Origin of the sequence: Afifella sp. IM 167 (assembly GCF_020144925.1) — a bacterium.
Lineage (GTDB): Bacteria > Pseudomonadota > Alphaproteobacteria > Rhizobiales > Afifellaceae > Afifella.
The window spans coordinates 419078-444923 of the sequence record NZ_NSLC01000001.1 but is presented as its reverse complement, the minus strand read 5'-3'; the positions used below and the strand labels follow the sequence as shown (position 1 = coordinate 444923).

Genomic DNA, 25846 nt, shown 5'->3' with positions numbered 1-25846 from the left:
TAAGGACGAAGCATTCGCCGCCCTTCAGCGCGGTGGGATTCGACATGGCCAAAATGGATCAGGACAGCTACGCGGGGGGCGGGGTTGTCGACCAGATCGAGGCCGATCCGGTCAATAGCCGCACCGAACGCTCGCTCTACGAGGCGCGCGTCAAGATCTTCCCCGCCAGGGTCACGGGCGCCTTCCGGCGCCTGAAGTGGATCATCATGGCGGTCACGCTCGGCATCTACTGGCTGACGCCCTGGATCCGCTGGGACCGCGGTCCCAACGCGCCCGACCAGGCGGTGCTCGTCGACCTCGCCAACCGGCGCTTCTATTTCTTCTCGATCGAGATCTGGCCGCAGGAATTCTACTACGTCGCCGGCCTCCTGATCATGGCCGGCATCGGCCTCTTCCTGATCACCTCGGTGGTGGGGCGCGCCTGGTGCGGCTACACCTGTCCGCAGACGGTCTGGACCGACCTCTACATGGCGGTCGAGCGGCGGGTGATCGGCGACCGCAACGCCCAGATGCGCCTCGACAAGGAGCCCTGGGGGTTCTCCAAGATCCGCAAACTGGCGACGGTGCACGCCATCTGGATCCTGATCGCGGTGGCGACCGGCGGCGCCTGGATCTTCTATTTCGCCGACGCGCCGAGCCTGGCGCGCGACTTCGTGCTCCTTGAGGCGCCCTCGGCGGCCTATGTGACGGTCGCCATCCTCACCTTCACCACCTACGTCTTCGCTGGCTTCATGCGCGAGCAGGTCTGCACCTATATGTGCCCCTGGCCGCGCATCCAGGGCGCCATGCTCGATGAGGACAGCCTCATCGTCACCTATAACGACTGGCGCGGCGAGCCGCGCTCGCGCCACCAGAAGCGGGCGGTCCAGGAAGGCCTCGATGTCGGCGACTGCGTCGACTGCAACGCCTGCGTGGCGGTCTGCCCGATGGGCATCGACATCCGCGACGGTCAGCAGCTGGAATGCATCACCTGCGCGCTGTGCATCGATGCCTGCAACAACATCATGGACAAGGTGGACAAGCCGCGCGGCCTGATCGCCTACACGACGCTGAAGGATTACGAGGTGCATGCCGCGACGGCCGCCAAGGCCGGGCGGGAGGCCGCCAAGGACGAGCAGCGCCACTTCTCCATGGCGCATATCCTGCGGCCGCGCACGATCATCTACACGGTGCTGTGGTCCTTCATCGGCATCGCCATGATCGTGACCCTCGCCATGCGCGACCGGCTCGACATCAACGTGCTGCACGAGCGCAATCCGTTGTTCGTCACGCTCTCCGACGGCTCGATCCGCAACACCTATACGGTTAAGCTGCTCAACATGCAGCCGCAGCTGAAGACCTTCACCGTCTCGCTGGAAGGCCTGCCGGGCGCCACGATGTGGTTCCAGGGCGGCGAGGAGCAGCGCGGCCCGAGCTTCGAGGCCGCCGTCCAGCCGGACCGGGTGCGCGAACTGCGCGTCTTCGTCATTAAGGACGGGGTGAAGGCCTCGGAGGATTTCGACTTCGTCATCACCGACCAGCAGACCGGCGAGAGCGACAGTGCCGAGGCACAGTTCCACGGGCCACAATCATGAACCGGGTCACGCGCTTCTTCCGTATCGGCGAGAACCATCCCCTGACGGGCGCGCATGCGCTGGCCATCATCGTCGCCTTCTTCGTCGTCGTCATCGTCGTCAACGTCACCATGGCGGCGCTGGCGACCGGCACCTTTCCGGGCCTGATCGTGGAAAACAGCTACGTCGCCAGCCAGAACTACAATACCTGGCTGAAGGAGGCGCGAGCCCAGGACGAGCGCGGCTGGCGCGCCGATCTCGACGCGCGCGACGGCCGGCTGAAAGTCAACCTCACCGACCGGAGCGGGACGCCGATCACCGGCATTGACCTTTCCGCCATCATCGGCAGGGCCTCGACGGACGAGCAGGACCGCGTGGTGCCGCTTTCCCCCGAGGACGGCGTTTGGCGCGCCCCCGGCGAGCTGACCCCCGGCCTGTGGATGGTGGAGCTCAAGGCCAAGTCCGGCGACCAGCTCCTCTACCGCGTCCGGCGGGCAGTGACGGTCGCGCCCAGGGCAGGCTGATGAGCTGCTGCGGCACGGGCCCATCGATCTCGGCAGCGGAAATCGCCCGCCAGGCGGCGCAGCATGCCGATGAGGGGGTCGATCCGGCCTTCCTGCGTGTCGCCAAGGACGGGCTGACCGAGCTCACCCTCATCGTGCCGGACATGCATTGCGCCGGCTGCATCTCCAAGGTGGAGCGCTCGCTCTCCGCCGTTGCGGGCGTGGTGCGCGCCCGCGCCAACCTCACCGCCCACAAGGTGCTCGTGGGCTACGAGCCGGAGACGGCCGAGCCGGACCTTCTTCTCGCCACGGTGCGGGCCGCCGGCTATGCGGCGCGGCCGGTCGATCCGGCCGTCTTTACCGATACGGCCGAGGACGAGACCGGCAAGGAGCTCATCCGCTCGCTCGCCGTCGCCGGCTTTGCGGCCGGCAACGTCATGCTGCTTTCCGTCTCCGTCTGGTCGGGGGCGGACGAGGCGACGCGCAACCTCTTCCACTGGATTTCGGCGATGATCGCGCTGCCGGCGATCGCCTATGCGGGACGGCCGTTCTTCCGCTCGGCCTGGCGCGCCGTCTCGGCCGCGAGCCTCAACATGGACGTGCCGATCTCGCTGGCGGTGATCCTCGCCGCGGCGATGAGCCTTTACGAGACGATGTCGGGCGCGCCGCATGCCTGGTTCGACGCCTCCATCAGCCTCCTCTTCTTTCTCCTGATCGGGCGCGTCCTCGACTTTCGCATGCGCGGGGTCGCGCGCGCCGCCGCGACGCGGCTCCTGTCGCTCTCGGCCGACAGCGCGCGTCTTCTCGGCGAGGACGGCACGTCGCGGCTGGTGCGTACCGGCACCGTGCGGCCCGGGGACGTGGTGGAGGTCGCCGCGGGCGAGCGCTTCCCGCTCGACGGCATTGTCCTTTCCGGCAGCAGCGACGTCGACAAGTCGCCGCTCACCGGCGAGCCGCTGCCGGAGCGTGCGGCGGAGGGCTCGTCCGTCTACGCCGGCACGCTCAACCTCACCGGCCCGATGCGGGTGAAGGTGGAGAAGGCGGCCGCCGACAGCCTTCTCGCCGACATCATCCGGCTGATGGAGCAGGCGGAGGCCGGCAGGGGCCGCTTCGTCGGCCTCGCCGATCGGGCCGCCGCGCTCTATGCGCCGGCCGTGCATCTGCTGGCCGCCGGCACCTTCCTCTTCTGGCTGTTCTTCGGCCTCGGCTGGCACGATTCGGTGATGATCGCCGTCGCCGTCCTCATCATCACCTGCCCCTGCGCGCTCGGGCTCGCCGTGCCGGCGACGCAGATCGTGGCGAGCGGGCGGCTCCTGCGCCGCGGCGTCATCGTCAAGGATGGCGGGGCACTGGAACGGCTTTCGCAGATCGACACCGTGGTCTTCGACAAGACCGGCACGCTGACTTCCGGCGAGCCGGTGATGGCGGGCGAACCCGAGGCGGATGCCGCCGACTGGCGCTTCGCCGCCGCGCTTGCCGCCAAGAGCCGGCATCCGCTTGCCCGGGCGCTCGCCCGCGCCGCCGTTTCGCGCGGCATCGTGCGGGCGGAGCTCGACGATGCGCGCGAAGAGCCGGGCTCGGGCATGGAAGGCCATGCCGGCGAGGCGCGTATCCGCCTCGGGCGGCGCGAATGGGTGGCCGAAGGCGCCGGGACGGGCGAGGGCGGCGCCTATTCGGAAATCTGGCTGGCGCATCAGGGCAGGGCGCCCGTCGCCTTCCGCTTCGTCGACCGGCTGCGGCCCGACGCGGCGGCCCTCGTGCATCGCCTGAAGGAGATGGGCGTCGGCGTCATGCTCCTTTCGGGCGACCGCAAGGATGCCGTCGCGGCGGCGGCGCGCCAGCTCGGCATCGAGGACTGGCAGGGCGCCATGAGCCCGGCCGGCAAGGTCGCCGAGCTTCAGCGCCTCAAGGAAGCGGGCCGGACGCCCCTGATGGTTGGCGACGGCATCAACGACGCGCCGGCGCTCGCCACCGCCGCCGTCTCCATGTCGCCCGCCTCCGGTTCCGACATCACCCAGGTCGCGGCCGATTTCGTGCTTTCCTCCGGCGAACTCCTGCCGGTGGCGGACGCGCTGCAGACGGCGCGGCGGGCAAAGCGCATCATCCTACAGAATTTCGCGATCGCGCTCGCCTACAACTCGATCGCCGTGCCGGTGGCGGTGGCGGGGCTGGCGACGCCGCTGATCGCCGCCATCGCCATGTCGAGCTCGTCGATCCTCGTCACCGCCAATGCGCTGCGCCTTTCGCTCGGCGGGGCGCCGAAGCCGGCCGCCGAACGCGCCGCGCCGGGCCTGCAGGAAGCGGCGGCATGAGCGCGCTCATCTATCTCATTCCCGTCGCGCTGACGCTCGGCGTCCTCGGCCTCGGCGCCTTTCTGTGGTCGCTGAAGAGCGGCCAGTACGACGATCTCGACGGGGCGGCCCAGCGCATCCTGCTGGAAGACGACGACAAGCCAAGACGCGACCCGCCAAAACGTGGCGTGCCGCGCGAAAAGACCAAAAACGTGGAGGCGAAACGCCGTGCATGAAATCCTGCGCATGGCGCATCTCATCATGATCGCGATGATGACGGGCATGGCCGTCTCGCACTACATCCTCCTGCGCGCCAGCGCCGGGCGGGAAGGCGAAAGCGGCAAGGCCCTGGCGCTCGCCCGCCGCACGCTCGGCGATTTCTCCACCATGGTCGTCGCCTTCGTCTGGCTGACGGGCGTGACGCTTTTCTGGAGCCAGTATGCGGCCGCCGGAAGAGAGGTCAGCGCCTGGTTCTACGTCAAGATCGCCTTCGTCGTGGCTCTCACCGGCGCCCATATCATGCAGCGCATCACCTCGCGGCGGATCGGCGGCCTCAGCATCGAGGGAAGGCGCAAGATCGAGCGCTACGTCTCGATCGTGTGGCTGTGCGCCCTCTTGGCGATCTGCCTGGCAGTGATCTCCTTCACGCCGCGTTGACGCGCAGCGGCGGGCGGTGGCGCCGCTCGGCGCTTCCGTCCGTGCGCGAAGCGCATTAATGCTTCCCCGACAAGGGGGAAGAACGATGCGACGACTTTACGACCTGTGCGGACGCGACCCGGAACTGCGATTCAGCCCGTACTGCTGGCGCGCCAAGATGGCGCTCGCCCATAAGGGGCTCGATTTCGAAACCGTGCCGACGCCCTTCCTCGGCGTTGCCGCCATCGAGCCCAACGTGGTGCGCACCGTGCCGGTCCTCGACGACCATGGCGTCAGGGTGCGCGATTCCTTCGACATCGCCATGCATCTGGAGCACGCCTATCCCGACCGGCTGCCGCTCTTTGCGGCCGATGGCGGGCTCGCAGCGGCGCGCTTCATGGAAAGCTGGGCCGCCATCTCGCTCAACCCGCCGATCATGCGGCTCATCGTGGTCGACATCCACGACCAGCTCGACGATCCGGACCAGGAATATTTCCGCCGCAGCCGGGAAGCGCGTTTCGGCAAGACGCTGGAGGAGGTGCGGGCCGAAACGGGGACGGCCATCGAGGGCATCTCCCAGGCGCTCGCGCCGATGCGCCGGACGCTGGAATATCATGCCTGGCTGGGCGGCGAGACGCCGGGCTTCATCGACTACATCCCCTTCGGGACGCTGATGTGGATGACGGTGATCCACGGCCACATGCCGCTGCCGCCGGAGGATCCGGTCGCAAGCTGGTTTTCGCGCTGCCTCGACCTCAACGAGGGTCTCGCGCGCCGCGCCCGCGTCGCGGCGTAGAGCGTCATCCCGCGTCGGAATCGTCCTGCCACGGGGCTCTCGCCGGGAAGGCTTCACAGCCCAGGATAGAACCCGCGCGAAAACCTCTCCCGCGGCCCATGCGGCGCGTGTAGCATCGGCGCGAAGGGAGAGAGCGTTGTCGGGCAAGCTCGGTCGGACAGGGCCTGGGCGCGGAAGGCGCTCCTATCCGGTGCGCGTCGGGCGTACCGTGATCGTGGTCCTCGCCCTCTACCTTCTCGCCGCCTACCTTCTGATCCCGCTCGCCTGGGAGCGCTATGCGAGCGGCCATCCCTCCTTCGACGACAATCCGCGGCTGACGCGCACGTCCGACGGGCATCCCGGCGATCCGCTCAATGTCGGACTGATCGGAACGGAGGCGGAGATCTTCTTCGTCATGAAGGCGGCGAAATGGCTGGATGCGCGCCCGCTCGGCATCGTCAGCGACCTGGAGATCGCCGCCGACACGATCCTCGGCCGTCCCGACGACAACGCGCCGATGAGCAACCTCTATCTCTTCGACCGCAAGGAAGACCTCGCCTTCGAAAAGCCGGTCGGCGAAAATCCGCGCCGGCGCAACCATGTGCGCCTGTGGCGCACGGGCGCGGAGGATGGCGGCCGGCCGGTCTGGATCGGTGCGGCCTCCTACGATGCGCGTGTCGGCTTCAGCCATACGACCGGCCAGGTGACGCATCACATCGCGCCCGATGTCGATACCGAGCGCGACCGGCTGATGGCCGAACTCGAAGCGACCGGCAAACTCTCCGACGTCTACAAGGTCTCCGGCTTCCACAAGGTGCTGGAGGGCACGAATGGCGGGGGCGATCCGTGGTTCACCGAGGGCGACCTTGCCGTCGGGGTGCTCGCGTCCGGCCTGCCGTGAGCGGGGCATGGCGCCTCTGAGGCAAAGCGCAGCTTGCCCGATGGCCCCGGAGCCTGTTTCCTTCGGCAAAACGGCCGGCTCGCAGGAGCCGGAACGGGAGGAGAGAATGACCGCGCTGCTGAAAGTCCCGCCCGGCTACCGGGCCCACGATCCGGAAAGCCTTCGCGTCTATCTCGCCGGCGTGCCGGCGGTGGCCGAACGCCTCGGCGGAGACCCCGCCGCCTGGAGGATCGAGGAGGTCGGCGACGGCAACCTCAACCTCGTCTTCAAGGTGCGCGGGCCAAAGGCCGGCGCCGCCGTCAAGCAGGCGCTGCCCTATCTGCGGCTCGTCGGCGAGGGCTGGCCGCTGCCCCTGGAGCGGGCGCATTACGAGCATATGGCGCTGACCCACGAAGCGCGCCACGCGCCCGGCCTGACGCCGGAAATCTACCATTACGACGCCACGCTGGCGCTGATCGCCATGGAGCTCCTGGAGCCGCACATCATCATGCGGCACGGCATGATCGCCGGCACGGTCTATCCGAAATTCGCCGAGGACCTTTCGACCTTCGCGGCGCGCACGCTCTTCTTCACCTCGGACCTCGCGCTGAGCGCGGCGGAAAAGAAGGCGATGATCGCCGCCTTCGCCGGCAATACCGAGCTGTGCAAGATCACCGAGGACCTCATCTTCACCGAGCCCTACATGGTGGCGGAGAGGAACCGCTGGACGAGCCCCTTCCTCGACCCGCATGCCGAGGCGATCCGCGAGGATGGCGACCTCAAGGTGGCGGTGAGTCGCCTGAAGGCGAAGTTTATGGGCTTGGCGGAGGCGATGCTGCACGGGGACCTGCATACCGGCTCCATCATGCTGACGGTGGAGGATACGCGCGTCATCGACCCGGAATTCGCCTTCATGGGGCCGATGGGCTTCGACACCGGGGCGGTGATCGCCAACCTCCTCATCAATTATTTCTCGCAGGCCGGCCACGAGGACGGGCCCGGCGAGCGCGACGCCTACCGGCGCTGGGTGCTGGAGGCGACCGCCGGCTTCTGGAACGGCTTTTCCGCCAAGTTCCTGAAGCTCTGGGAGAAGGAGGCGACGGGCGACGCCTACCCCGCGCCGCTCTTTGCCTCGCCGGAGGGCCGGCTGCGGCTGGCGGGCGAGCGGCAGGCCTGGATGCTGCGGCTCTTTGCCGACACGCTGGGCTTTGCGGGGGCGAAGATGGTCCGCCGGATTTTGGGCCTTGCCCACAATATCGACCTGGAAAAGATCGCCGACGAGCGGGTGCGGGCGAGCGCCGAGGCGCGGGCGCTGAAGCTGGCGCGCGACATGATGGTGAATACCGCGGCGTATCCCTCGATCGAGGCCGTCACGGCGCAGGCGGAGCGGCTGAATGCGTGGGAGCCGAAGCTCGGGGGGTAGGAGATCCGTCCGCTTGGCTTTCACATGCTTCTGAAGGAGGAGAGGAGCTGCTTTCCCGATCGCGCTTCTACGAGCTTCGCGTCGACGGCACGGAACGATAGAGCAGCACCCTTCCGGTCGGTCGCATCTGAAGGAGAATGTCGAACTCAGCGACGTTGGCCGACAGGAGGGTAAGCCCGAGCTTCTCCGCCTGCAGGAAGAGGACGCAGTCGTGCAGCGTCCTCATCCTGTCGTCCTTGGCGTACCCCTGCCTCCGCGCAAGCATCCCGGCATAGACGGCGGCCCGCCCCAGGACGTCGGAGTCCGGCGCGAACTGGCGGTGAGGAGGCATTGCACGGACGATCCTTTCGATTGCCGCCCTGGCGGCCGGGCTGCGCGGGTCGTCATCGTTCAAAGCACCGACCGCGAACATCAGCTCCTGCACCGCAACCATGGAATGGTTCACGATGCGGATGTCCATCAGCCGTTCGACGACGTCGGGCGCGGTCCCTTGCATCTGGTCGATATAGACGCAGCTGTCGAGCAAGAGGGGACCGCCTGCGATCGCCGCATCGCCAAGATAGGGCAACTGGTCGTCCGGTCGGCGGCCGAGCGTCCTGCCAGGATCGTGTCTGAGGACGCGCTCGGCGGCGTCGACGTCGAAGGCCAAGTCAGAATCGGAGGTCGAGGTCGAGGTCGACGGACCCCTTCGCCTCGCGGAAGGCCTCTGCGAACCTGTCCTCGAGTGCCAGGTTCGCCAGCGCGAACTCGACGAGTTCCGTGTCGGAATGAAGACCGGTCCGAGCCTTTGCCTTCGCGATCAGTTCGCTGCTGACCCGACCTGCGATGCGCGCGTCCTTGGCGCGCGTCAGCCCCTGATCGGCAGCGCCGCGCATGACGGATTCGACCCGCTCGCTGCCCGCTTCGGTGTTCGCAGCGATACTTTCGCTGCCAACAGCCTGTCTGCTGAGGTTTTTCGTATTGCGGCCCTCTTTGACCGTCGTGCTCCCACGACTGCGCTTCCTGGTCGTCGTGAGGAGCTGTCCGGTCTGGGCGTTACGACCGCGCTTCTTGGAGCCGGTGACGGTGGGTCCGCTGGAACCGGGCTTGCGGTGACTCTTTGCCATGCCGCCCTCTCAATGTTCAACATAAGCCTCTTTTGTTCAACATAACGATTACTGCTGGATTCTCAATATGCGCCGCCCAACGCCTACGCCGCCGCCTGCACCCTTTCGGGAAACGCCGCCGCGATGGCTTCGCGGTTCGCGGCCAGAACCCCGCGCTCGGTAATGAGGCCCGTCACCAGCCGGGCGGGCGTCACGTCGAAGGCGTAATTCGCGACCGGCGAGCCGTCCGGGACGATCGTGACGGTTTCGATCTCGCCCGCCGCCGTGCGCCCGGTGATCTTCGCCACCTCGTCGCCTGAGCGTTCTTCGATCGGGATTTCCTTCACCCCGTCATGCACCCGGAAATCGATCGTGGGCGAGGGCAGGCCGACATAGAAGGGAACGCCGTTGTCGCGCGCGGCGAGCGCCTTCAGATAGGTGCCGATCTTGTTGCACACGTCGCCCGAAGCCGTGGTGCGGTCGGTGCCGACGATCACCATGTCGACCATGCCGTGCTGCATCAGGTGGCCGCCGGTATTGTCGGCGATGACGGTGTGGGGCACGCCGTGATGGCCGAGCTCCCAGGCCGTCAGCGAGGCGCCCTGGTTGCGCGGCCGCGTCTCGTCGACCCAGACATGGACCGGGATGCCCGCCTCATGCGCCATGTAGATCGGCGCCGTTGCCGTGCCCCAGTCGACGGTGGCGAGCCAGCCGGCATTGCAATGGGTGAGGATGTTGACCGTCTCGCCGGGCCGCTTGCCGGCGCAGATCGCCTCGATGATGGGAAGCCCGGCGCGGCCGATGCCGCGGTTGATCTCCACATCCTCGTCGGCGATCTCGGCGGCGCGGGAATAGGCGCGGGCGCGGCGCTCGGAGACGGGAAGGGGGCCGAGCACCCGCATGATCTCGTCGAGCGCCCATCTGAGGTTGATCGCCGTCGGGCGCGTGGCGTGCAGTTTTTCATAGGCGGCGGAGAGCGCCTGATCGGAAGCCTCGGCGCGGGCGGCGAGCGCCATGCCGTAGGCGGCGGTGGCGCCGATCAGCGGCGCGCCGCGCACCAGCATGTCGGCGATGGCGCGGGCCGCGTCGTCGAGGTTCTCAAGCGTCACGATCTCGAAGCGGTGCGGCAGCTTCGTCTGGTCGATGATTTCGACGCTCTCGCCGTCGGCGCCGAGCCAGATGGTGCGGAAAGCCTTGCCGTCGACCTGCATTTTTTCCGGTCCTCCCTGTGCCGGCATGGTTGCGGCGGGGTCCGGCCCTGTCAATGAGACGGGGTGCTGCAAGGCGCTCATTGCTCTGATGACCCCCACCCCTGTCCCCTCCCCACAAGGGGGAGGGGGACCACCATCTGCCGCGCATCACTCCGTTCCGCCTCTGCCGACTGCCAAAGCCCCGGCGGAGGCGGGACGTGCCACATGGCGGAGGAACGCGCTTCGTGGTAGCGGCGAAGCGGGAGGAACGCGCCATGAAAAAGGCCGAGAAAGCACTGAGGCAGGCCATCATCGCGGCGTGCCGCGAGATGAATGCGTCGGGCCTCAACCAGGGCACTTCCGGCAACATCTCGGCGCGCTATCATGACCGGCTGCTGATCACGCCAAGCGGCATCCCCTATGAGGCGATGGAGCCGGAGATGATCGCCGCGCTGCCGATCGAGGGCGAATACGGCAGCTATGAGGGGCCGAAGAAGCCTTCCTCCGAATGGCGCTTCCATCTCGACATCGCCCGGGCGCGGCCGGAGATCGGGGCGATCGTCCATACCCATTCGACCTTCGCGACAGTGCTTTCCATCGCCCGGCGCGCGATCCCGGCCTGCCACTACATGGTGACGGCCTTCGGCGGGGCCGATATCCGCTGCGGCACCTATGCCCGCTTCGGCTCCAAGGAGCTGTCGGAGAGCGCGGTGGCGGCGCTTGCCGGCAGGCGGGGATGTCTCCTCGCCAATCACGGCATGATCGCCATCGGCGCGGATCTTGAAAAGGCGATGTGGCTCGCCGTGGAGCTGGAGACGCTGGCGAAGCAGTATTTCCACACGCTCCTCATCGGCGGGCCGGTGCTTCTCTCAGAGGCCGAGATCGCCGAGGCGGCGGAGGCGATGGCCGGCTACGGGCCGGCGGCAGAGGGCACGGCCGGGGAATAGGGCGCGTCAGCCGGCCGGGGCCTCTCCCTCGCGCTGGGTAAGGAAGGCGGCGGCCATCAGGCGCCTCGTATATTCCTGCGCCGGTTCGGCGAAGACCTCCTCGGTCGGGCCTTCCTCCACCACCTTGCCGTCCTTCATCACCATCACCCAGTCGGAAAGGGCGCGCACGACCGCAAGGTCGTGGCTGATGAAGAGGTAGGTGAGGTCGTTGTCGCGCTGCAGCTTCCGCAGGAGCTCGATGATCTCCTTCTGCACCGAGCGGTCGAGGGCGGAGGTCGGCTCGTCGAGGACGACGAGGCGGGGCTTGAGGATCATGGCGCGGGCGATGGCAATGCGCTGGCGCTGGCCGCCGGAGAATTCGTGCGGGTAGCGGCTCTGCATCGCCGGATCGAGCTGCACCTCCCTCAGCGCCTCGGCGGCGCGCCGTTCGCGCTCGCGGCGCCCCAGCTGCGGCTCGTGGACGAGAAGGCCCTCGGTGACGATCTGGCCGACGGTGAGGCGCGGCGAGAGCGAGCCGTAGGGATCCTGGAAGACGATCTGCATCTGGCGGCGGAGCGGGCGCTCGCGCCGCAGGTCGAGACCTGCGATGTCGCGCCCCTCGAAGGCGATCTCGCCGCGGCTCGGGATGAGGCGCAGCAGCGCCCTGCCGAGGGTCGATTTGCCGGAGCCGGATTCGCCGACGATGCCGACCGTCTGGCCCTGCCGCACCCTGAGCGTGATCCGGTCGACGGCCTTCAGCTCAAACGGGTCGCCGGAAAAGAGCCCGCCGCCGATATGGAAGGAGACGGAAACGCCGCGCCCTTCCAGCACCACGGGCGCGCTCGCCGGCACGGGCGGCTTCGTGCCTTCCGGCTCGGCGGCGAGCAGCATCTTCGTGTAGGCGTCCTTCGGCGCGGCGAAGATCGCATCGACGCGGCCCTCCTCGACCACCTTGCCGGCCTGCATGACATAGACGCGGTCGGCGAAGCGGCGGACGATGCCGAGATCGTGGGTGATGAAGACGACGGCCATGCCGAGCCGTTCCTGCAGCTCCTTCAGGAGCCGCAGCATCTCGGCCTGGATGGTGACGTCGAGCGCCGTCGTCGGCTCGTCGGCGATGAGGATATCGGGGTCGTTGGCGAGCGCCATGGCGATCATGACGCGCTGGCGCTGGCCGCCGGAGAGCTCGTGCGGATAGGCGTCGATGCGCCGCTCGGCATCGGGGATCTGCACGAGCTTCAACAGCTCCAGGACGCGGGCGCGGGCGGCCCTGGCGCTGACGCCGCGATGAAAGATCATCGGCTCGGCGATCTGCCTGCCGATGCGGTAGAGCGGGTCGAGCGAGGACATCGGCTCCTGGAAGATCATGGTGATCTTGTCGCCGCGGATCCTGTTCAGCTTTCGCGGCGAGAGGCGCAGGAGATCCTCGCCGCGGTAGAGCGCCTCGCCGCTCGCCCGGCCGTTCGAGGCGAGGAGCCCCATCAGCGCCATCACCGTCTGGCTCTTGCCGGAACCGGATTCGCCGACGATGGCGACCGTCTCGCCGGAGGCGACGGAAAAATCGACGCCGCGCACCGCCTCTACCGTCCCGTCGGCGAGGGCGAAGCTCACCTTCAGGTCGCGGACGGAAAGGACCGTGCCGGCGGGGTCGATGTCGCCGTCTCCCGTCGGGGTCTCGTTCCTGGCGGCCCTTTCCATCCTAGCGGTCCTTCGGATCGAGCGCGTCGCGCAGCCCGTCGCCGATGAAGTTCAGCGAGAAGAGGATGAGCGCCAGCGCGATGGAGGGGTAGATGAGAAGCCAGCTCGCGCCCTGCATGTTCTTGGCGCCTTCGGAGATGAGGACGCCGAGGCTCGTCAGGGGCGCCTGCACGCCGAGGCCGAGGAAGGAGAGGAAGCTTTCCAGCAGGATGACCTTCGGCACCAGGAGCGTCATGTAGACGGCGACGGGGCCGAGCACGTTGGGGATGATGTGACGGCGCACGATGCCCGCATCGGAGACGCCGAGCGCTTCGGCGGCCTCCACGAATTCGCGGCGTTTGAGCGTCAGCGTCTGGCCGCGCACGATGCGCGCCATGTCGAGCCATTCGATGGCGCCAACGGCGATGAACATCAGGACGAAGTTCCGCCCGAAGAAGACGACGAGCAGGATGACGAAGAAGATGAAGGGCAGAGAATAGAGGATGTCGACGACGCGCATCATGACGTTGTCGGCGCGCCCGCCGAGATAGCCGGCCGTCGCGCCGTAGGCGACGCCGATGACGAGGGCGACGAAAGTGGCGAGGAGGCCGATGGCGAGCGAGATGCGGATCGCCATCAGGATGCGGGCGAAGAGGTCGCGGCCGTTGCCGTCCGTGCCGGCGATGAAGCGCAGGCGCGCCACGTCCGCCACCATCACCGCGCCTTTCCCGTCGGCCGTCTTCTCGGCGAGCCGGGCATTGGAGAAGAGGTCGGAGCGGTCGACATAGCGGGTGATGCGCGGGTCGATCTCCTCCTCGTCGGAGATGGTGGCGTGGACGGTGTCGCCCTTCAGCGAGATCTCGCCGATCGCGACGCGCGCCCGTTTCAGCGAGCGCTCCATCTCCGGCACGATCCGGTCTTCCTTCGGATAGGCCTCAAGGCTCGCCGGCACGCGCACATATTCGGAATAGACGCGGTCATAGGGATGCGGCCAGAAGGCCGGCCCGACGATCGAGGCGAGCGCCATGACGCAAAGCACGACGAGGCTGGTCATGGCGGCCTTGTTGCGCCTCAGGCGCCGCAGCGCGTCCTGCCAGAGCGAGCGGCCGGAGGCGGCCGGCTCCTGGAGTGTGACGGGCTCTTCGGCAATCGACATGGCGCGGCTCAGTCGTAGCGCACGCGCGGATCGAGCCACGCGTAGAGAAGGTCGACGATCGTGTTGAAGACGACGACGAAGATGGAGACGACGACGACCGTGCCCATGACGAGCGTGTAGTCGCGGCTGAGCGCCGCCTGGACGAAATAGCGGCCGATGCCCGGGATGCCGAAGATCGTCTCCACCACGATGGAGCCCGTCAGCAGCGCCGCCGCGGCCGGGCCGAGATAGGAAACGACGGGCAGGATGGCGGCCCTCAGCGCATGCACCATGACGACGATGCGCGTCGGCAGGCCATAGGCTCTCGCGGTGCGCACATGGTCGGAGCGGAGGGCCTCGATCATGGCGCCGCGGATGAGGCGGGCGACGATGGCGATCTGCGGCAGGGCGAGCGTGATGACCGGCAGGATCTTGTTGGCGAAGGCACCGTTGCCCCAGCCGCCGGCGGGCAGCCAGCCGAGCGAGACGCCGAAGATCAGCGACAGGACCGGCGCGACGACGAAGGGCGGAATGGTGATGCCGAAAGTGGCGACGCCGACGACGAGATAGTCGATCGCCGAATTCTGCTTCAGCGCCGCGATCGAGCCGAGGATGGTGCCGAGGAAGAGCGCCAGCGTCATCGCCGAGGCGCCGAGCTGGATGGAGACCGGCAGGCCCGCGGCGAAGAGGTCGCCGACGGAAAAGTCGCGGTAGACGAAGCTCGGGCCGAGATCGCCGTGAAGAAGGTTGGAGAGGTAGAGAAGGTATTGCCGCCAGAGCGGCTCGTCGAGGTGATAGATGCGGTTGAGGTTCTCCATCACCTTGGCTTCCAGCGGCCGCTCCAGATTGAACGGCCCGCCCGGTGCGACGCGCATCAGGAAGAAGGAGATGGTGACGATGAGGAAGAGGGTCGGGATGGCCGCGGCCATCCGTTTCAGGACATAGCGAAGCATCGCGTCAGGTCTCGATCCTGGGCGGAGAAGGAGGCCGGCAGGCCTCCCTCTGCCGCATCACTCTTCGACCGACATCCAGCGGCTGGCGTGGACGTTGACGAGGTTGTCCTCCCATCCCTTCAGCTTGTCGGAGACGAGGCTCAAGGAGGAGTAGTAGAGGATCGGGATATAGGGCAGGTCGCGCATGAAGATCGCTTCCGCCTCTTTCAGGATCTTGGCCCGCGCCTCAAGGTCCGTCGTCTTCTCCGCCTTTTCCATCAGCGCGTCGTATTCGGGATTGGAATAGTTGGCGTAGTTGAAGCCGGGATTGTCGCTCTCCACCAGGAAGAGGAAGTTCTGCGGGTCGGAATAGTCGCCGATCCAGCCGGCGCGGGCGATGTCGAAATCGCCCTTGTCGCGCAGATAGGCGTAGTGGGTGGCGCCGTCGACATTCACGAAGGTCGTCGCCACGCCGATGTTCTTCCACATATCGGCGATCGCCGTCGCCGTGTTCTGGTGGTTCTCGCCCGTGTTGTAGCGGATCTCCACCTTGAGCGGCTTGCCCTCGCCGTAGCCGGCCTCCTCAAGAAGTTCCTTCGCCCTGTCCTCGCGGTCGAGCGGATCCATGTCCTTGTACTCGGCATAGGCGGGCTCGCCGTAATTGCCGATGCCCGGAGGCACGAAGGACCAGGCCGGCAGCATGGCGCCAGCCCAGATCTCGTCGGCGATGAATTCCCGGTCGATCGCCATCGACAGCGCCTGGCGCACGCGCACGTCGGCGAACTTCTCCTTGTCAGCCTTCACCGCGTAATAGTAGGTGCCGAGATAGGGCGCGATGCGCACCTGATCGCCCAGCGTCTCCTTCACGTATTTCATCTGCTCGGTCGGGATGTCGGAGCAGGACTGCACCTCGCCGGCCTCGAAGCGGCGGAGGCAGGCTGAGCGGTCCTCGAAGGGTATGTAGACGACCTTGTCGATCTTCACGTTGGCGGCGTCGTGGAAATTCTCGTTCTTGACGAGAACGATGCGCGAATTGGGCGTGAACTCGGCCAGCGTATAGGCGCCGTTGGTCACCATGTTCTCCGGCTGGACGAAGTCGGTGCCGTATTTCTCCACGGCCGGCGGATAGACCGGCATGCTCGTCTGGTGGGTCAGAAGCTCCAGGAAATAGGGCGTGGCGTTCTCCAGCGTGATCTGGAGCGTGTGCGCGTCGGGCGCCGTCACGCCGACCTCCTGCGGCGGCAGCTTGCCCTCGCTCGCCGCCTCCGCATTCTTGATCGGGTAAAGGATGTTGGCGTATTTGGCGCCGGTCTGCGGATCGAGGATGCGCCGGTAGGAGAAGACGAAGTCTTCCGCCGTCACTGGCTCGCCATTCGACCATTTCGCATCGTCGCGCAGATGGAAGGTCCAGGTGAGGCCGTCATCGGAGGTCTCCCAACTCTCGGCCACGCCCGGCACCACCTTCGCGCGGGCGCCGTAGACGACGAGGCCTTCGTAGAGATCGGTCAGGATGTTCCTTTCCGAGATGGTCGAGGTCTTGTGCTGGTCGAGCGTTTCCGGGTCGGAATCGTTGCCGCGCGTATAGGTCGTCTCGGCGCTGGCGGCCGATGCGAGGGCCGAGACCAGGAAAGCCGCAAGGCCGATGCCGGCGGCGTATGACAGGAGCTTGCTGCGCATCATGGTGCATCCTTTCCAGGCCGGCGGCGCCGGCAGCTGAGGCGCCCAGAGTATGCCGAATGCGGGCGGAGGCAACGCTCACGCTAAGGAAGGTGGGGCGTTCTTCCTCAACTTGCCTCGGCGCGAAAGGCGGACTAATCCGGCGGCAAGCGGCCGCACGGGCCGGAGAGGAACGCCCCCTTGCCGAGCGATAACATCTCAGAAAATCTCGTCTTTCCGGCGGTCCGCCTGCCCAGCGCGGCGATCGCGGGCACGCCGAAACTCTTTCCCATCCGCCGCATCTTCTGCGTCGGCCGCAACTATGCCGAGCACGCCCGGGAACTGGGGCACGAGGTCGACCGCCAGACGCCGTTCTATTTCCTCAAGCTCACCGATTCCGTCGTCTTCTCCGGCGCGATGATTCCCTATCCGCCGGGCACGGAGGATTGCCATTACGAGGGCGAGTTCGTCGTCGCGATCGGCGCGCCGGCGTTCCGCATTCCCGCCGAGAAGGCGGGCGAGATCGTCTACGGCTATGCCGCCGGCATCGACCTGACGCGCCGCGACCTGCAGAGCGCGGCCAAGGAGAAGGGCCGGCCCTGGGATCTCGGCAAGACCTTCGAGAATGCGGCGATGCTCGGCACGATCACGCCGGCGGCGGCTTTCGGCCCTGTGGGCGACCAGCGCATCGTGCTGAAACAAAACGGCGAGATTCGCCAGGATGCCCGGCTTTCCGATTTCATCTGGAGCGTGCCGGAGCTCATCGCGCATCTGTCGCGCTACTATCACCTGCAGCCGGGCGACCTTCTCTATACGGGCACGCCGGCGGGCGTCGGCGCGGTTTCGCCGGGCGATACGCTGCGGGTGGAGATCGACGGGCTGGAACGGCTGGAAATCGCCATCGGCGCGGCGGAATAGACGCAGCCCAAGAGCCCGCATTTCACGCTAGGATTCCTTGTTCGAAGGCTGACACGCGCCGCGCCTGCCCGCGCGGGCAGGTGCTTTGCGGCAGCAATTCACGTGGCCTGCGCCCGGTCCCTGCCGCAATGGAAGCCGGCCCGGACGGTTGATCGATGTCAAAGTGAAGTGTCACGCTCTCTTTACAATGGCCGCTGTCAAGAGACCTGTCCGGAGCCCGCCCCATGCGCATTCTCATGATCCATCCGAACTACCATTCCGGCGGGGCGGAGATCGCCGGCAACTGGCCGCCTGCATGGGTCGCCTATCTCGCCGGCGCGCTGAAGGGCGCGGGCTTTACGGATTTCCGCTTCGTCGACGCGATGACGGACCATATCGACGATGACGAGCTTCGCCGCATCCTGCGCGAGGAAAAGCCGGACATTGTCGGCACCACCGCCATCACACCCGCCATCTACAAGGCGGAACGCACGCTGCAGATCGCCAAGGAAGAGCATCCCGAGGCGGTGACGCTGCTCGGCGGCGTGCACGGCACCTTCATGTACCGCCAGGTTCTCACCGAAGCGCCGTGGATCGACGCCATCGCGCGCGGCGAGGGCGAGGCGATCATGGTCAACCTCGCCAAGGCGCTTTCGGAAGGCGACTGGGAAGATGTGCGCGGCGAGGTGGCCGGGCTTGCCTTCGCCGAGGACGGGCAGATCGTCGCGACGCCGGCCGAGCCGCCGATCGCCGACGTCGATTCCATCAATCCGGACTGGAGCGTGCTGGAGTGGGAGAAGTATATCTACATCCCCCTCAATACGCGCGTCGCGGTGCCGAACTTCGCCCGCGGCTGCCCGTTCACCTGCTCCTTCTGTTCGCAGTGGAAGTTCTGGCGCAACTACCGCGTGCGTGACCCGAAGAAGGTCGTCGACGAGATCGAGACGCTGGTGCGCGACCACAAGGTGGGCTTCTTCATCCTCGCCGACGAGGAGCCGACGATCCACCGCAAGAAGTTCATCCAGTTCTGCGAGGAACTCGCCGCCCGCAAGCTGCCGGTGCTGTGGGGCATCAACACGCGCGTCACCGACATCATCCGCGACGAGCATCTCCTGCCGCTCTATCGCAAGGCCGGCCTCATCCACGTCTCGCTCGGCACGGAAGCGGCCGCGCAGCTCAAGCTCGACCTGTTCAACAAGGAAACGACGGTGGCGCAGAACAAGCGCGCCGTGCAGCTCCTGAAGCAGAACGGCATCATGGCCGAGGCGCAGTTCATCGTCGGCCTCGACAACGAGACGCCGGAGACGCTGGAAGAGACCTACCGCATGGTGATCGACTGGGGCGCGGAGATGGCCAACTGGTCCATGTACACGCCGTGGCCCTTCGCCGACCTCTTCCAGGAGCTCGGCGACAAGGTCGAGATCTTCGACTACGAAAAATACAATTTCGTCACACCGATCGTGAAGCCGGCGGCGATGGACCGGGCGACGCTGCTCGACCGCGTCATGCACAATTATCGCCGCTTCTACATGCGCAAGACCTTCTTCCACTATCCGTGGATCCGCGACAGGACGCTCCGGCGCTACATGCTGGGCTGTCTCAAGGCCTTCATGCGCTCCGGCATGCGGCGCGAATTCTACGATCTCGGGCGCGTCAACTACTGGGGGCCGCAGTCGAAGGACAAGGTGGACTTCGCCTTCGACGAGACCCGCACGCTCGACCGGCGCCAGCTGGCGGACCTGAAGAACGCGCCGCCGGTGCGCAAGCTCGGCCGCAAGGAAAAGGCCCGCGCCGAGGCGAAGGCGGCCTCGGCCTGCGGCGCGCCGAAGGGCCTGCCGGACGAGGCCGATGAGTTCGACGAAGCGATCAGCGCTTCCGCCACGGCGGCCGCCATGGAGGAAAAAGAGCGCGCGACGCTGAACTGAGACTTTGAGCCATAGAGGCCCGGACATGTCCGAGGTCCAGAATCCGACGCGAGTCGGGGGGCGTGAGCGGGACGCGGGTACGGCGCAAGCCGTTGCCCGCGTCCCGTCTCCGTTGGCGGGGCGCATCGGCCCCAACGCCATCATCCGCATGGACGAGGCGATGCGCGCCATCGCCGGCGCGGAAAAGGCCGAGGAGGTGTTCCACGCCGCCGGCCTGTCGCATTATCTGAAGGCGCATCCTTCCGAGATGGTCCGCGAGGGCGAGGTGGTCGCCCTGCACGAGGCGGCGCTCGGCCTTCTGGGGCCGGAGCAGGCGGCCGAGGCGGCTCATTACGCCGGCGAGCTGACGGCGACCTATCTCCTGGAATACCGCATCCCGCAGCCCTTCCAGCTTCTTTTGAAGCCGCTGCCGGCCGAATGGCGCGCCAAGCTCTTCCTCGCCGCCATCCGCCGGCATGCCTGGACCTTCGTCGGCAGCGGCAAGCTGCATTTCGTGCCGAGCCATCCGGTGGTGGTGACGATCGGCGGCGGGCCGGTCCTCGGCGAGGCGACCGACATGGTGCTCGGCGCCTTCTATTCGGGCTGCTTCGAGCAGCTCTTCCGCCGGCTGGTCAATCGGCGCACGCGGGCCGAGGCGCGCTCGGAGGCAACGCGCACGGAGCCGACGCTCTCCTTCGAGCTGCGCTGGAAATAGCTTTTCGGGACGGCCAGGCGAAAACGCCCCGGCCGTAGCCGGGGCGTTCGCTTGTCTTTCCGTGCGTTGCGGCCTCAGCCGGCAGCGCGCCGGGGCGAGGGCGCGTCGTCGACGGAACCCTGCTTCAGGTGGATGACGACATGGCGCAGGCCGTCCGCCTCGGGGCTGGAGACGGCGACGAAGCCGAGTTCGCGGCACATGGACAGCATGGTGTGGTTGTCCGGCAGGACGATGCCGTAGAGCCGCTCCAGCCCGTCGGCCGCCGAATACTGGATGAGCTGGCGCATCAGCGCCCAGCCGATGCCGCGGCCCTGCATATCGGTCCGGACGGTGACGGCGTATTCGGCCTCGATATGGTCCGGATCGGCGGAAAAGCGGGAGACGCCGAGCATCTCGCCGGTCTTCGGGTCGATCGCCAGGAAGGCCATGTCGCGCGCATAATCAAGCTGCGTCAGGCGGGCGATCATCTCCTCCGTCAGCGTCTTCATCGGGGCGAGGAAGCGCATGCGCAGATCCTCGGCCGACTGGCGCGAGACGAAATCGGGATAAAGATGCACGTCCGTCGGCATGAGCGGGCGCAGGAGCACCTCCGAGCCGTCGGGCAGCGTGGTCGTCGTCTCCCAGCCGCTCGGATAGGGGCGGATCGCCATGCGCCGGTTGGGGCCCTTCTCGGCGATGCGCGCCGGGTCGAAGGCGATGCGGGCATCCAGCGCCAGGACGCCGTCGGCGGAGGCGAGCAGCGGGTTGATGTCGAGCGCGGTGATGCAGGGGCAGTCGACCGCCATCTGCGAAAGGCGCACCAGGACGAGTTCGAGCGCGGCCATATCGGCCGCCTTGATGTCGCGGTAGCCTTCCAGCAGCCGCGAGATGCGGGTCTGGTCGATGAGGTCGCGAGCAAGGTTGCGGTCGAGCGGGGGCAGGCCGATGGCGCTGTCGGCGATGACCTCGACCGCCGTGCCGCCGGCGCCGAAGACGATGGTCGGGCCGAAGAGCGGATCCTCGCCGATGCCGACGATGAGTTCGTGCGAGCCCTTGAGGCGGATCATCGGCTGCACGGTGAAGCCGTCGAGGCGCGCCTCGGGATGGCTGCGGCCGGCAAGCTGAACCATCTTGCGCGCCGCGGCGACGGCTTCTTCCGGGCTGGCGAGATTGAGCGCCACGCCGCCGACATCGGATTTGTGGGTGATGTCGCGCGACAGGAGCTTCACGACGACATTGGCGCTCGTCTTCAGGAGCTCGCGCGCCTTCTCCTCCACCGCGTCGGCGTCCTCGGCGATCAGCGTCCTGACGATCGGGATGCCGAAGGCGGCGAGCGCCTCCTTGGCCTCCGGCTCGGTCAGCACGGTGCGGCCTTCCGCTGCGGCCTTGGCGATGATCTCGCGCGCGGCTTCCACGTCCCAGGTGAAGTCCTCCGGCAGGCTCGGCGGGGTGCGCAGGAGGAGGGCCTGCGCCTTGTGCCAGTCGGTCAGGTAGCCGAGGCTGCGCGTGGCGTCGGAGGGCGTGTCGAAGGTGGCGACGCCCGCCTGGCGCATGCGGTCGCGCGCATCGCCCACCGTCGCGCCGCCGAGCCAGCAGGTCAGTACCGGCTTGGAATAGGGATGGCGGGCACGCTCGGCCTTCACGGCGGAAATCAGCGCATCGGCGGCGCCGTCGGCGGAAGCGAGCGCCGTCGGGCAGGAAAGGACGAGGAGGGCATCGACATTGCGGTCGGCGAAGGCCGCCTCCAGCGCCGCGGTATAGCGCTCCGGCGGGGCGTCGCCGATCATGTCGACCGGGTTGGTGCGCGACCAGGTGGCGGGCATCACCGCGTCGAGCCGCTCGATGGTCTCCGGCGAGAGCTCGGCGAGCTTGCCGCCTTCGTCCATCAACTGGTCGACGGCGAGCACGCCCGCGCCGCCGCCATTGGTGATGACGGCGACCCGGCCGCTCTTGATCGGCTTCAGGCGCGTCAGCGTCTCGGCGGCGTCGAAGAACTCTTCCAGCGCCGTGACGCGCAGCAGGCCGGCCCGGCGGAAGGCGGCCTCGGCGACGGCGTCGGCCCCGGCGAGCGCGCCGGTATGGGTGGCGGCCGCCTTGGCGGCGGCCTCGTGGCGGCCGGCCTTGACGACGACGATCGGCTTGGCGCGCGAGGCGGCGCGGGCGGCCGCCATGAATTTCTCGCCGTGCGGAACGGTCTCCAGATACATCAGGATGGCGGAGGTGTGCCGGTCGGTGGCGAGGTAGTTGAGGCAGTCGCCGACATCGACATCGGCCATGTTGCCGAGCGAGACGATGGAGGAAAAGCCGATGGAGCGGTCGCCGGCCCAGTCGATGATCGAGGCGATGATGGCGCCAGACTGCGACAGCAGCGCCAGCCGGCCGGGCTTCGGGGCGAGATGGGAGAAGGAGGCGTTGAGACCGATATGCGGGGCGAAGAGGCCGAAGCAGTTCGGCCCGACGATGCGCAATGTGTGCGGGCGCGCGGCGTCGAGCATCGCCTGGCGCAGGCCGTTGTCCTCGTCGATGCCGGCGGTCAGCACGACGGCGGCGCGCGTGCCCCTCTCGCCGAGCTCGCCGATGAGAGACGGGACGATCTGCGGGGGCGTGGCGATCACCGCGAGGTCCGGCGCTTCCGGCAGGTCGGCAACGGAGGAATGGCAGGTGAGGCCGTCGATCTCGCCGTATTTCGGATTGACCAGCCAGATCGGCCCCTTGAAGCTGCTCTCGCGGAGATTGGCGAGCACCTTGGCGCCCAGCGATCCGGGCTTCGGCGTTGCACCGATCAGCGCCACCGAAGTGGGAGCGAGGGCCTTTTCGAGGTTGAGGATGGTCATTTGGGGCTCCGGTCGGAAGGTTCGAGCCGTTTCTTAGGCGTCCAGGAAGCTGCTGCGTTGATACCGGTCAAGGGCGGATCGATTAACAGTGTGAACCGATTGTGCGCCTGCGGCATACACCCTGAAGCGCCTTGCTGCAGTGCGGCAAATCGGGGTGCCAGAACCTTGTAGCGCAATCGGGCGGAGATTGGGCAATGGCAGAGACGATGCGCGCCATGATTCTGGAACGGGCCGGCGTGCCGTTGCGCCCGGCGCGGCTGCCGGTCCCCGAACCGGGCGACGGCGAGGTGCTGGTAAAAGTCTCGGCCTGCGGCGTCTGCCGGACCGACCTTCACGTCGTCGACGGCGAGTTGCCGGAGCCCAAGCTGCCCCTCGTTCCGGGTCACGAGATCGTCGGCACGGTCGCGAAAACGGGTCCCGGCGTTGCCGGCATGGCGCCCGGCGAGCGCATCGGCGTGCCCTGGCTCGGGCACACCTGCGGGGAATGCCGCTACTGCCGCGAGGGCCGGGAGAACCTCTGCGACCAGCCGGGCTTCACCGGCTATACGATCGACGGCGGCTATGCCGAATACTGCGTCGCCGATGCGCGCTACGTCTTCCCGCTCGGCGAGGCCGGGAAGGGCGGGCAGGAAGGGCAGGGCGCCGACGAGGCGGCGGCGCCGCTCCTCTGCGCCGGGCTCATCGGCTATCGCGCGCTGCGCATGGCGGGCGAGGCGAAGGTGCTCGGCCTCTACGGCTTCGGGGCGGCGGCGCATATCGTGGCGCAGGTCGCCGTCCACCAGGGACGCACCGTCCATGCCTTCACACGCCCGGGCGATCATGCCGCGCAGGCCTTCGCGCTCGGTCTCGGCGCTGCCTGGGCGGGCTCTTCGGACGAACCGCCGCCCGAAGAGCTCGACGCGGCGATCCTCTTTGCGCCCGTCGGCGCGCTGGTGCCGGCAGCGCTCAGGGCGGTGCGCAAGGGCGGCACCGTCGTCGCGGCCGGCATCCATATGAGCGACATACCGGGCTTTGCCTATTCGATCCTCTGGGGCGAGCGGGTGGTGCGTTCCGTCGCCAACCTGACGCGCGCCGACGGCGAGGAATTTCTGGCGCTGGCGCCGAAGGTGCCGGTGACGACGCATACGCGCGCCTATCCGCTGGAAGCGGCGAACGAGGCTCTCTCCGACCTGCGTTCCGGCGCGCTCACCGGCGCGGCGGTGCTGGTGCCTTAAAGGGTAGCCCAAGCGATGCTGTGAAAGAGCTCCAGGCCGCGATCCGCGATCTAGGCAAAGCGCAGGGCAGCGAGGGCCTTTGCCGCGCATTCCTCAATGTCGCCTTCCTCGCGCATGCGCGGCCAGGCGATCTCGCCGGTCTGGTAGCGCGCCTGGCGGCGGACGATCCCCGGCGTCGCGTCGGAAGCGTCGTGGCGGCGTGCCGCAACGCGCTCCACCAGCGTTTCGATAGGGGCTTCCAGCCACAGCCCGGCGAAGGGGACCCCCGCGCCCTTTGCCACGGCGGCGATGCCTTCGCGCTCCTCGGTCGTGGCATGGACGGCATCGACGACGACGCTCTGGCCGGCGGCGAGCGCCTGCGCCGCCTTCTGGCGGAGCGCCGCGTAGACCCGCTCGGTCGCCTCGGGCGAATAGGCCTCCGCCGGCAGGCGCTCGGTCTCGGCGACGCCGGCAAGGCGCTTGCGCTCGATGTCGCTCCTCAGATGCAGGCAGCCCGGCGGGGCGCCGATCTTCGGGGCAAGCGCGCCGGCGATGGTCGTCTTGCCGGAGCCGGAAAGGCCGCCGACCGCGATGAGGCGGGGCGGCATCTCTTCCAGAAAATTCTCCGCCGCGGCGAAATACTGGCGCACTTCCCCCGCCTTTTCCTCGCGCTCGGCGCCTTCGAGATGCGCCAGCGAGGCGGCCGTCACCTTGGAGCGGATGGAGGCGCGGATCGACATGAAGACCGGCAGGGCGGCAAGGCCCTCGATCTGGACAAGGCTTTTTGCCTCCGGCGTGCCCCAGAGATAGCGGTTGAGGACGGTGTTCGCCTCCCGCTCCAGGCCGCGCTCCCACAGATCCATCAGGAGGAAGGCGAGGTCGTAGAGGACGTCGCCGGTGGCGATGGCGTCGTCGAACTCGACGGCGTCGAAGAGCGTCGGCTTGCCGTCGACGAGGACGAGGTTCCTGAGGTGCAGGTCGCCGTGACAGCGGCGCACGAAGCCCTCGGCGCCGCGTCTTTCCAGGATCGGGACAACGCGCTCCAGCCGTTCGCGGGCCAGCGCGGTGAGCCTTTCGGCCCGCTCGGCCGGATAAAGATCCGGGCTCTCGGCATAGGCCTCGGCGTTCTGGTCCAGATATTTTCGCAGCGAGGCGATCGCCGGGCCCGCCTCGCGCAGCGGCGCACGATCGTGCGAGGCGAGGATCGCCGTCACCAGCCTTGCCAGAAGCTCCGGCGTCAGCCCGCCGCTTTCGGCAACATGGTCGAGTGTCAGGCTCTCGTCGAAGCGGCGCATATGGACGAGCCACTCGACCGGCTCGCCGTCGCCGCCGAGGTGGAGCCGGCCGTCCTGTCGCCGGGTGACCGGCATCGTGCCGAGATAGGTCTCCGGCGCGTTGTCGCGGTTGACGGCAATCTCCGCCTCGCAGGCCTTCTGACGCTTTTCCAGCGTCGAATAATCCATGAAGGGGAATTTGACGGCGCGCTTGGCCTTGTAGACGTCGCGCCCGGCGAGGAAGACCGCCGCGCCGTGCGTGTCGATGCGGGTGACGTCCGCAATTCCGTGGGTCCGCGGATCGGCGAGGAAGGCGAAGACCTCGCCCTGATCCTCCACCACATGCGCCGGGCCTGCCTTCGTCATGCCGCTCCCCGCTGTTTGCCCG

The 25846-nt window shown here is 67.7% G+C and carries 21 protein-coding genes and 1 pseudogene; 13 read left to right on the top strand and 9 right to left on the bottom strand.

What is annotated here, in order from left to right; translation table 11 throughout:
* Window positions 1-44: 44 nt before the first annotated feature.
* The 8 genes and pseudogenes from ccoG (at window position 45) to mtnK (ending at window position 8061) form a co-directional block, all read left to right on the top strand.
* Complete coding sequence (gene ccoG / locus CLD20_RS02190; protein ID WP_224404949.1) at window positions 45-1574, top strand: cytochrome c oxidase accessory protein CcoG; 1530 nt, start codon at window positions 45-47, stop codon at window positions 1572-1574.
* Window positions 1571-2077 carry a FixH family protein gene (locus CLD20_RS02185; RefSeq protein ID WP_224404948.1) on the top strand — a complete coding sequence of 169 codons (507 nt, stop codon included), beginning with the start codon at window positions 1571-1573 and terminating at the stop codon, window positions 2075-2077. The genes ccoG and CLD20_RS02185 overlap by 4 nt, the downstream gene beginning before the upstream one ends.
* Window positions 2077-4368, top strand: a complete 2292-nt coding sequence (locus CLD20_RS02180; protein WP_224404947.1) for a heavy metal translocating P-type ATPase — start codon at window positions 2077-2079, stop codon at window positions 4366-4368. The genes CLD20_RS02185 and CLD20_RS02180 overlap by 1 nt, the downstream gene beginning before the upstream one ends.
* Window positions 4365-4511, top strand: a pseudogene (ccoS, locus tag CLD20_RS02175) (cbb3-type cytochrome oxidase assembly protein CcoS); the annotation flags it as partial. The gene CLD20_RS02180 and the pseudogene ccoS, both read left to right, overlap by 4 nt.
* 64 nt (window positions 4512-4575) lie before the next feature.
* The gene (locus tag CLD20_RS02170) at window positions 4576-5004 is read left to right on the top strand and encodes a hypothetical protein (protein WP_224404946.1); all 429 of its coding nucleotides are present in this window, start codon (window positions 4576-4578) and stop codon (window positions 5002-5004) included.
* Window positions 5005-5089: 85 nt separating this feature from the next.
* Window positions 5090-5779, top strand: a complete 690-nt coding sequence (locus CLD20_RS02165; RefSeq protein ID WP_224404945.1) for a glutathione S-transferase N-terminal domain-containing protein — start codon at window positions 5090-5092, stop codon at window positions 5777-5779.
* Between the two features lie 136 nt (window positions 5780-5915).
* Window positions 5916-6659 carry an LssY C-terminal domain-containing protein gene (locus tag CLD20_RS02160; protein ID WP_224404944.1) on the top strand — a complete coding sequence of 248 codons (744 nt, stop codon included), beginning with the start codon at window positions 5916-5918 and terminating at the stop codon, window positions 6657-6659.
* A gap of 106 nt (window positions 6660-6765) precedes the next feature.
* Window positions 6766-8061 (top strand): S-methyl-5-thioribose kinase, encoded by a 1296-nt coding sequence (gene mtnK, locus CLD20_RS02155; protein WP_224404943.1) that lies wholly within the window; start codon window positions 6766-6768, stop codon window positions 8059-8061.
* A gap of 67 nt (window positions 8062-8128) precedes the next feature.
* Here mtnK and CLD20_RS02150 read toward each other — a convergent pair whose 3' ends face one another.
* From CLD20_RS02150 to mtnA, 3 genes are all read right to left on the bottom strand, one after another.
* Window positions 8129-8710 (bottom strand): type II toxin-antitoxin system VapC family toxin, encoded by a 582-nt coding sequence (locus CLD20_RS02150; protein WP_224404942.1) that lies wholly within the window; start codon window positions 8708-8710, stop codon window positions 8129-8131.
* 1 nt (window position 8711) lies between these two features.
* Window positions 8712-9167, bottom strand: a complete 456-nt coding sequence (locus CLD20_RS02145) for a hypothetical protein (protein WP_224404941.1) — start codon at window positions 9165-9167, stop codon at window positions 8712-8714.
* A gap of 83 nt (window positions 9168-9250) precedes the next feature.
* Window positions 9251-10357, bottom strand: a complete 1107-nt coding sequence (gene mtnA, locus CLD20_RS02140) for an S-methyl-5-thioribose-1-phosphate isomerase (RefSeq protein WP_224404940.1) — start codon at window positions 10355-10357, stop codon at window positions 9251-9253.
* A gap of 254 nt (window positions 10358-10611) precedes the next feature.
* Here mtnA and CLD20_RS02135 point away from each other — a divergent pair, with 254 nt between their 5' ends.
* Window positions 10612-11283, top strand: a complete 672-nt coding sequence (locus CLD20_RS02135) for a class II aldolase/adducin family protein (RefSeq protein WP_224404939.1) — start codon at window positions 10612-10614, stop codon at window positions 11281-11283.
* Window positions 11284-11289: 6 nt separating this feature from the next.
* Here CLD20_RS02135 and CLD20_RS02130 read toward each other — a convergent pair whose 3' ends face one another.
* Genes CLD20_RS02130 through CLD20_RS02115 form a run of 4 tightly spaced genes read right to left on the bottom strand, consistent with a single transcriptional unit; the run spans window position 11290 to window position 16686 of the window.
* A complete protein-coding gene (locus CLD20_RS02130) occupies window positions 11290-12960 on the bottom strand; it encodes an ABC transporter ATP-binding protein (protein WP_224404938.1) in 1671 nt (556 codons plus the stop codon).
* Window position 12961: 1 nt separating this feature from the next.
* Complete coding sequence (locus CLD20_RS02125) at window positions 12962-14095, bottom strand: ABC transporter permease (RefSeq protein WP_224404937.1); 1134 nt, start codon at window positions 14093-14095, stop codon at window positions 12962-12964.
* Between the two features lie 8 nt (window positions 14096-14103).
* On the bottom strand, window positions 14104-15027 hold the full coding sequence (gene oppB / locus CLD20_RS02120) for an oligopeptide ABC transporter permease OppB (RefSeq protein WP_224404936.1): 924 nt from the start codon (window positions 15025-15027) through the stop codon (window positions 14104-14106).
* Between the two features lie 57 nt (window positions 15028-15084).
* Complete coding sequence (locus CLD20_RS02115) at window positions 15085-16686, bottom strand: peptide ABC transporter substrate-binding protein (protein ID WP_370636756.1); 1602 nt, start codon at window positions 16684-16686, stop codon at window positions 15085-15087.
* A gap of 177 nt (window positions 16687-16863) precedes the next feature.
* Between CLD20_RS02115 and CLD20_RS02110 the strand changes: the two genes are divergently transcribed.
* The 3 genes from CLD20_RS02110 (at window position 16864) to bchJ (ending at window position 20178) form a co-directional block, all read left to right on the top strand.
* The gene (locus CLD20_RS02110) at window positions 16864-17580 is read left to right on the top strand and encodes a fumarylacetoacetate hydrolase family protein (RefSeq protein WP_224404935.1); all 717 of its coding nucleotides are present in this window, start codon (window positions 16864-16866) and stop codon (window positions 17578-17580) included.
* Window positions 17581-17804: 224 nt separating this feature from the next.
* Entirely contained in the window at window positions 17805-19484 is a 1680-nt protein-coding gene (gene bchE / locus CLD20_RS02105) for a magnesium-protoporphyrin IX monomethyl ester anaerobic oxidative cyclase (protein WP_224404934.1), read from the top strand.
* Window positions 19485-19509: 25 nt separating this feature from the next.
* Entirely contained in the window at window positions 19510-20178 is a 669-nt protein-coding gene (gene bchJ, locus CLD20_RS02100; RefSeq protein ID WP_224404933.1) for a bacteriochlorophyll 4-vinyl reductase, read from the top strand.
* A gap of 74 nt (window positions 20179-20252) precedes the next feature.
* Here bchJ and CLD20_RS02095 read toward each other — a convergent pair whose 3' ends face one another.
* Window positions 20253-22991 carry a bifunctional acetate--CoA ligase family protein/GNAT family N-acetyltransferase gene (locus tag CLD20_RS02095; protein WP_224404932.1) on the bottom strand — a complete coding sequence of 913 codons (2739 nt, stop codon included), beginning with the start codon at window positions 22989-22991 and terminating at the stop codon, window positions 20253-20255.
* A 206-nt stretch (window positions 22992-23197) separates the two neighbouring features.
* Between CLD20_RS02095 and CLD20_RS02090 the strand changes: the two genes are divergently transcribed.
* Entirely contained in the window at window positions 23198-24205 is a 1008-nt protein-coding gene (locus CLD20_RS02090) for a zinc-dependent alcohol dehydrogenase family protein (protein WP_224405051.1), read from the top strand.
* 50 nt (window positions 24206-24255) lie between these two features.
* Here CLD20_RS02090 and CLD20_RS02085 read toward each other — a convergent pair whose 3' ends face one another.
* Entirely contained in the window at window positions 24256-25824 is a 1569-nt protein-coding gene (locus CLD20_RS02085) for a bifunctional aminoglycoside phosphotransferase/ATP-binding protein (protein ID WP_224404931.1), read from the bottom strand.
* Window positions 25825-25846 lie beyond the last annotated feature (22 nt).

Excerpts from the sequence above, each read along its gene's own strand:
- ccoG (WP_224404949.1), top strand. The coding sequence starts at position 45 with ATGGCCAAAATGGATCAGGACAGCTACGCGGGGGGCGGGGTTGTCGAC.
- CLD20_RS02185 (WP_224404948.1), top strand. The coding sequence starts at position 1,571 with ATGAACCGGGTCACGCGCTTCTTCCGTATCGGCGAGAACCATCCCCTG.
- CLD20_RS02180 (WP_224404947.1), top strand. The coding sequence starts at position 2,077 with ATGAGCTGCTGCGGCACGGGCCCATCGATCTCGGCAGCGGAAATCGCC.
- CLD20_RS02165 (WP_224404945.1), top strand. The coding sequence starts at position 5,090 with ATGCGACGACTTTACGACCTGTGCGGACGCGACCCGGAACTGCGATTC.
- mtnK (WP_224404943.1), top strand. The coding sequence starts at position 6,766 with ATGACCGCGCTGCTGAAAGTCCCGCCCGGCTACCGGGCCCACGATCCG.
- CLD20_RS02145 (WP_224404941.1), bottom strand. The coding sequence starts at position 9,167 with ATGGCAAAGAGTCACCGCAAGCCCGGTTCCAGCGGACCCACCGTCACC.
- mtnA (WP_224404940.1), bottom strand. The coding sequence starts at position 10,357 with ATGCAGGTCGACGGCAAGGCTTTCCGCACCATCTGGCTCGGCGCCGAC.
- CLD20_RS02135 (WP_224404939.1), top strand. The coding sequence starts at position 10,612 with ATGAAAAAGGCCGAGAAAGCACTGAGGCAGGCCATCATCGCGGCGTGC.
- CLD20_RS02130 (WP_224404938.1), bottom strand. The coding sequence starts at position 12,960 with ATGGAAAGGGCCGCCAGGAACGAGACCCCGACGGGAGACGGCGACATC.
- CLD20_RS02125 (WP_224404937.1), bottom strand. The coding sequence starts at position 14,095 with ATGTCGATTGCCGAAGAGCCCGTCACACTCCAGGAGCCGGCCGCCTCC.
- oppB (WP_224404936.1), bottom strand. The coding sequence starts at position 15,027 with ATGCTTCGCTATGTCCTGAAACGGATGGCCGCGGCCATCCCGACCCTC.
- CLD20_RS02115 (WP_370636756.1), bottom strand. The coding sequence starts at position 16,686 with ATGATGCGCAGCAAGCTCCTGTCATACGCCGCCGGCATCGGCCTTGCG.
- bchE (WP_224404934.1), top strand. The coding sequence starts at position 17,805 with ATGCGCATTCTCATGATCCATCCGAACTACCATTCCGGCGGGGCGGAG.
- bchJ (WP_224404933.1), top strand. The coding sequence starts at position 19,510 with ATGTCCGAGGTCCAGAATCCGACGCGAGTCGGGGGGCGTGAGCGGGAC.
- CLD20_RS02095 (WP_224404932.1), bottom strand. The coding sequence starts at position 22,991 with ATGACCATCCTCAACCTCGAAAAGGCCCTCGCTCCCACTTCGGTGGCG.
- CLD20_RS02090 (WP_224405051.1), top strand. The coding sequence starts at position 23,198 with ATGCGCGCCATGATTCTGGAACGGGCCGGCGTGCCGTTGCGCCCGGCG.
- CLD20_RS02085 (WP_224404931.1), bottom strand. The coding sequence starts at position 25,824 with ATGACGAAGGCAGGCCCGGCGCATGTGGTGGAGGATCAGGGCGAGGTC.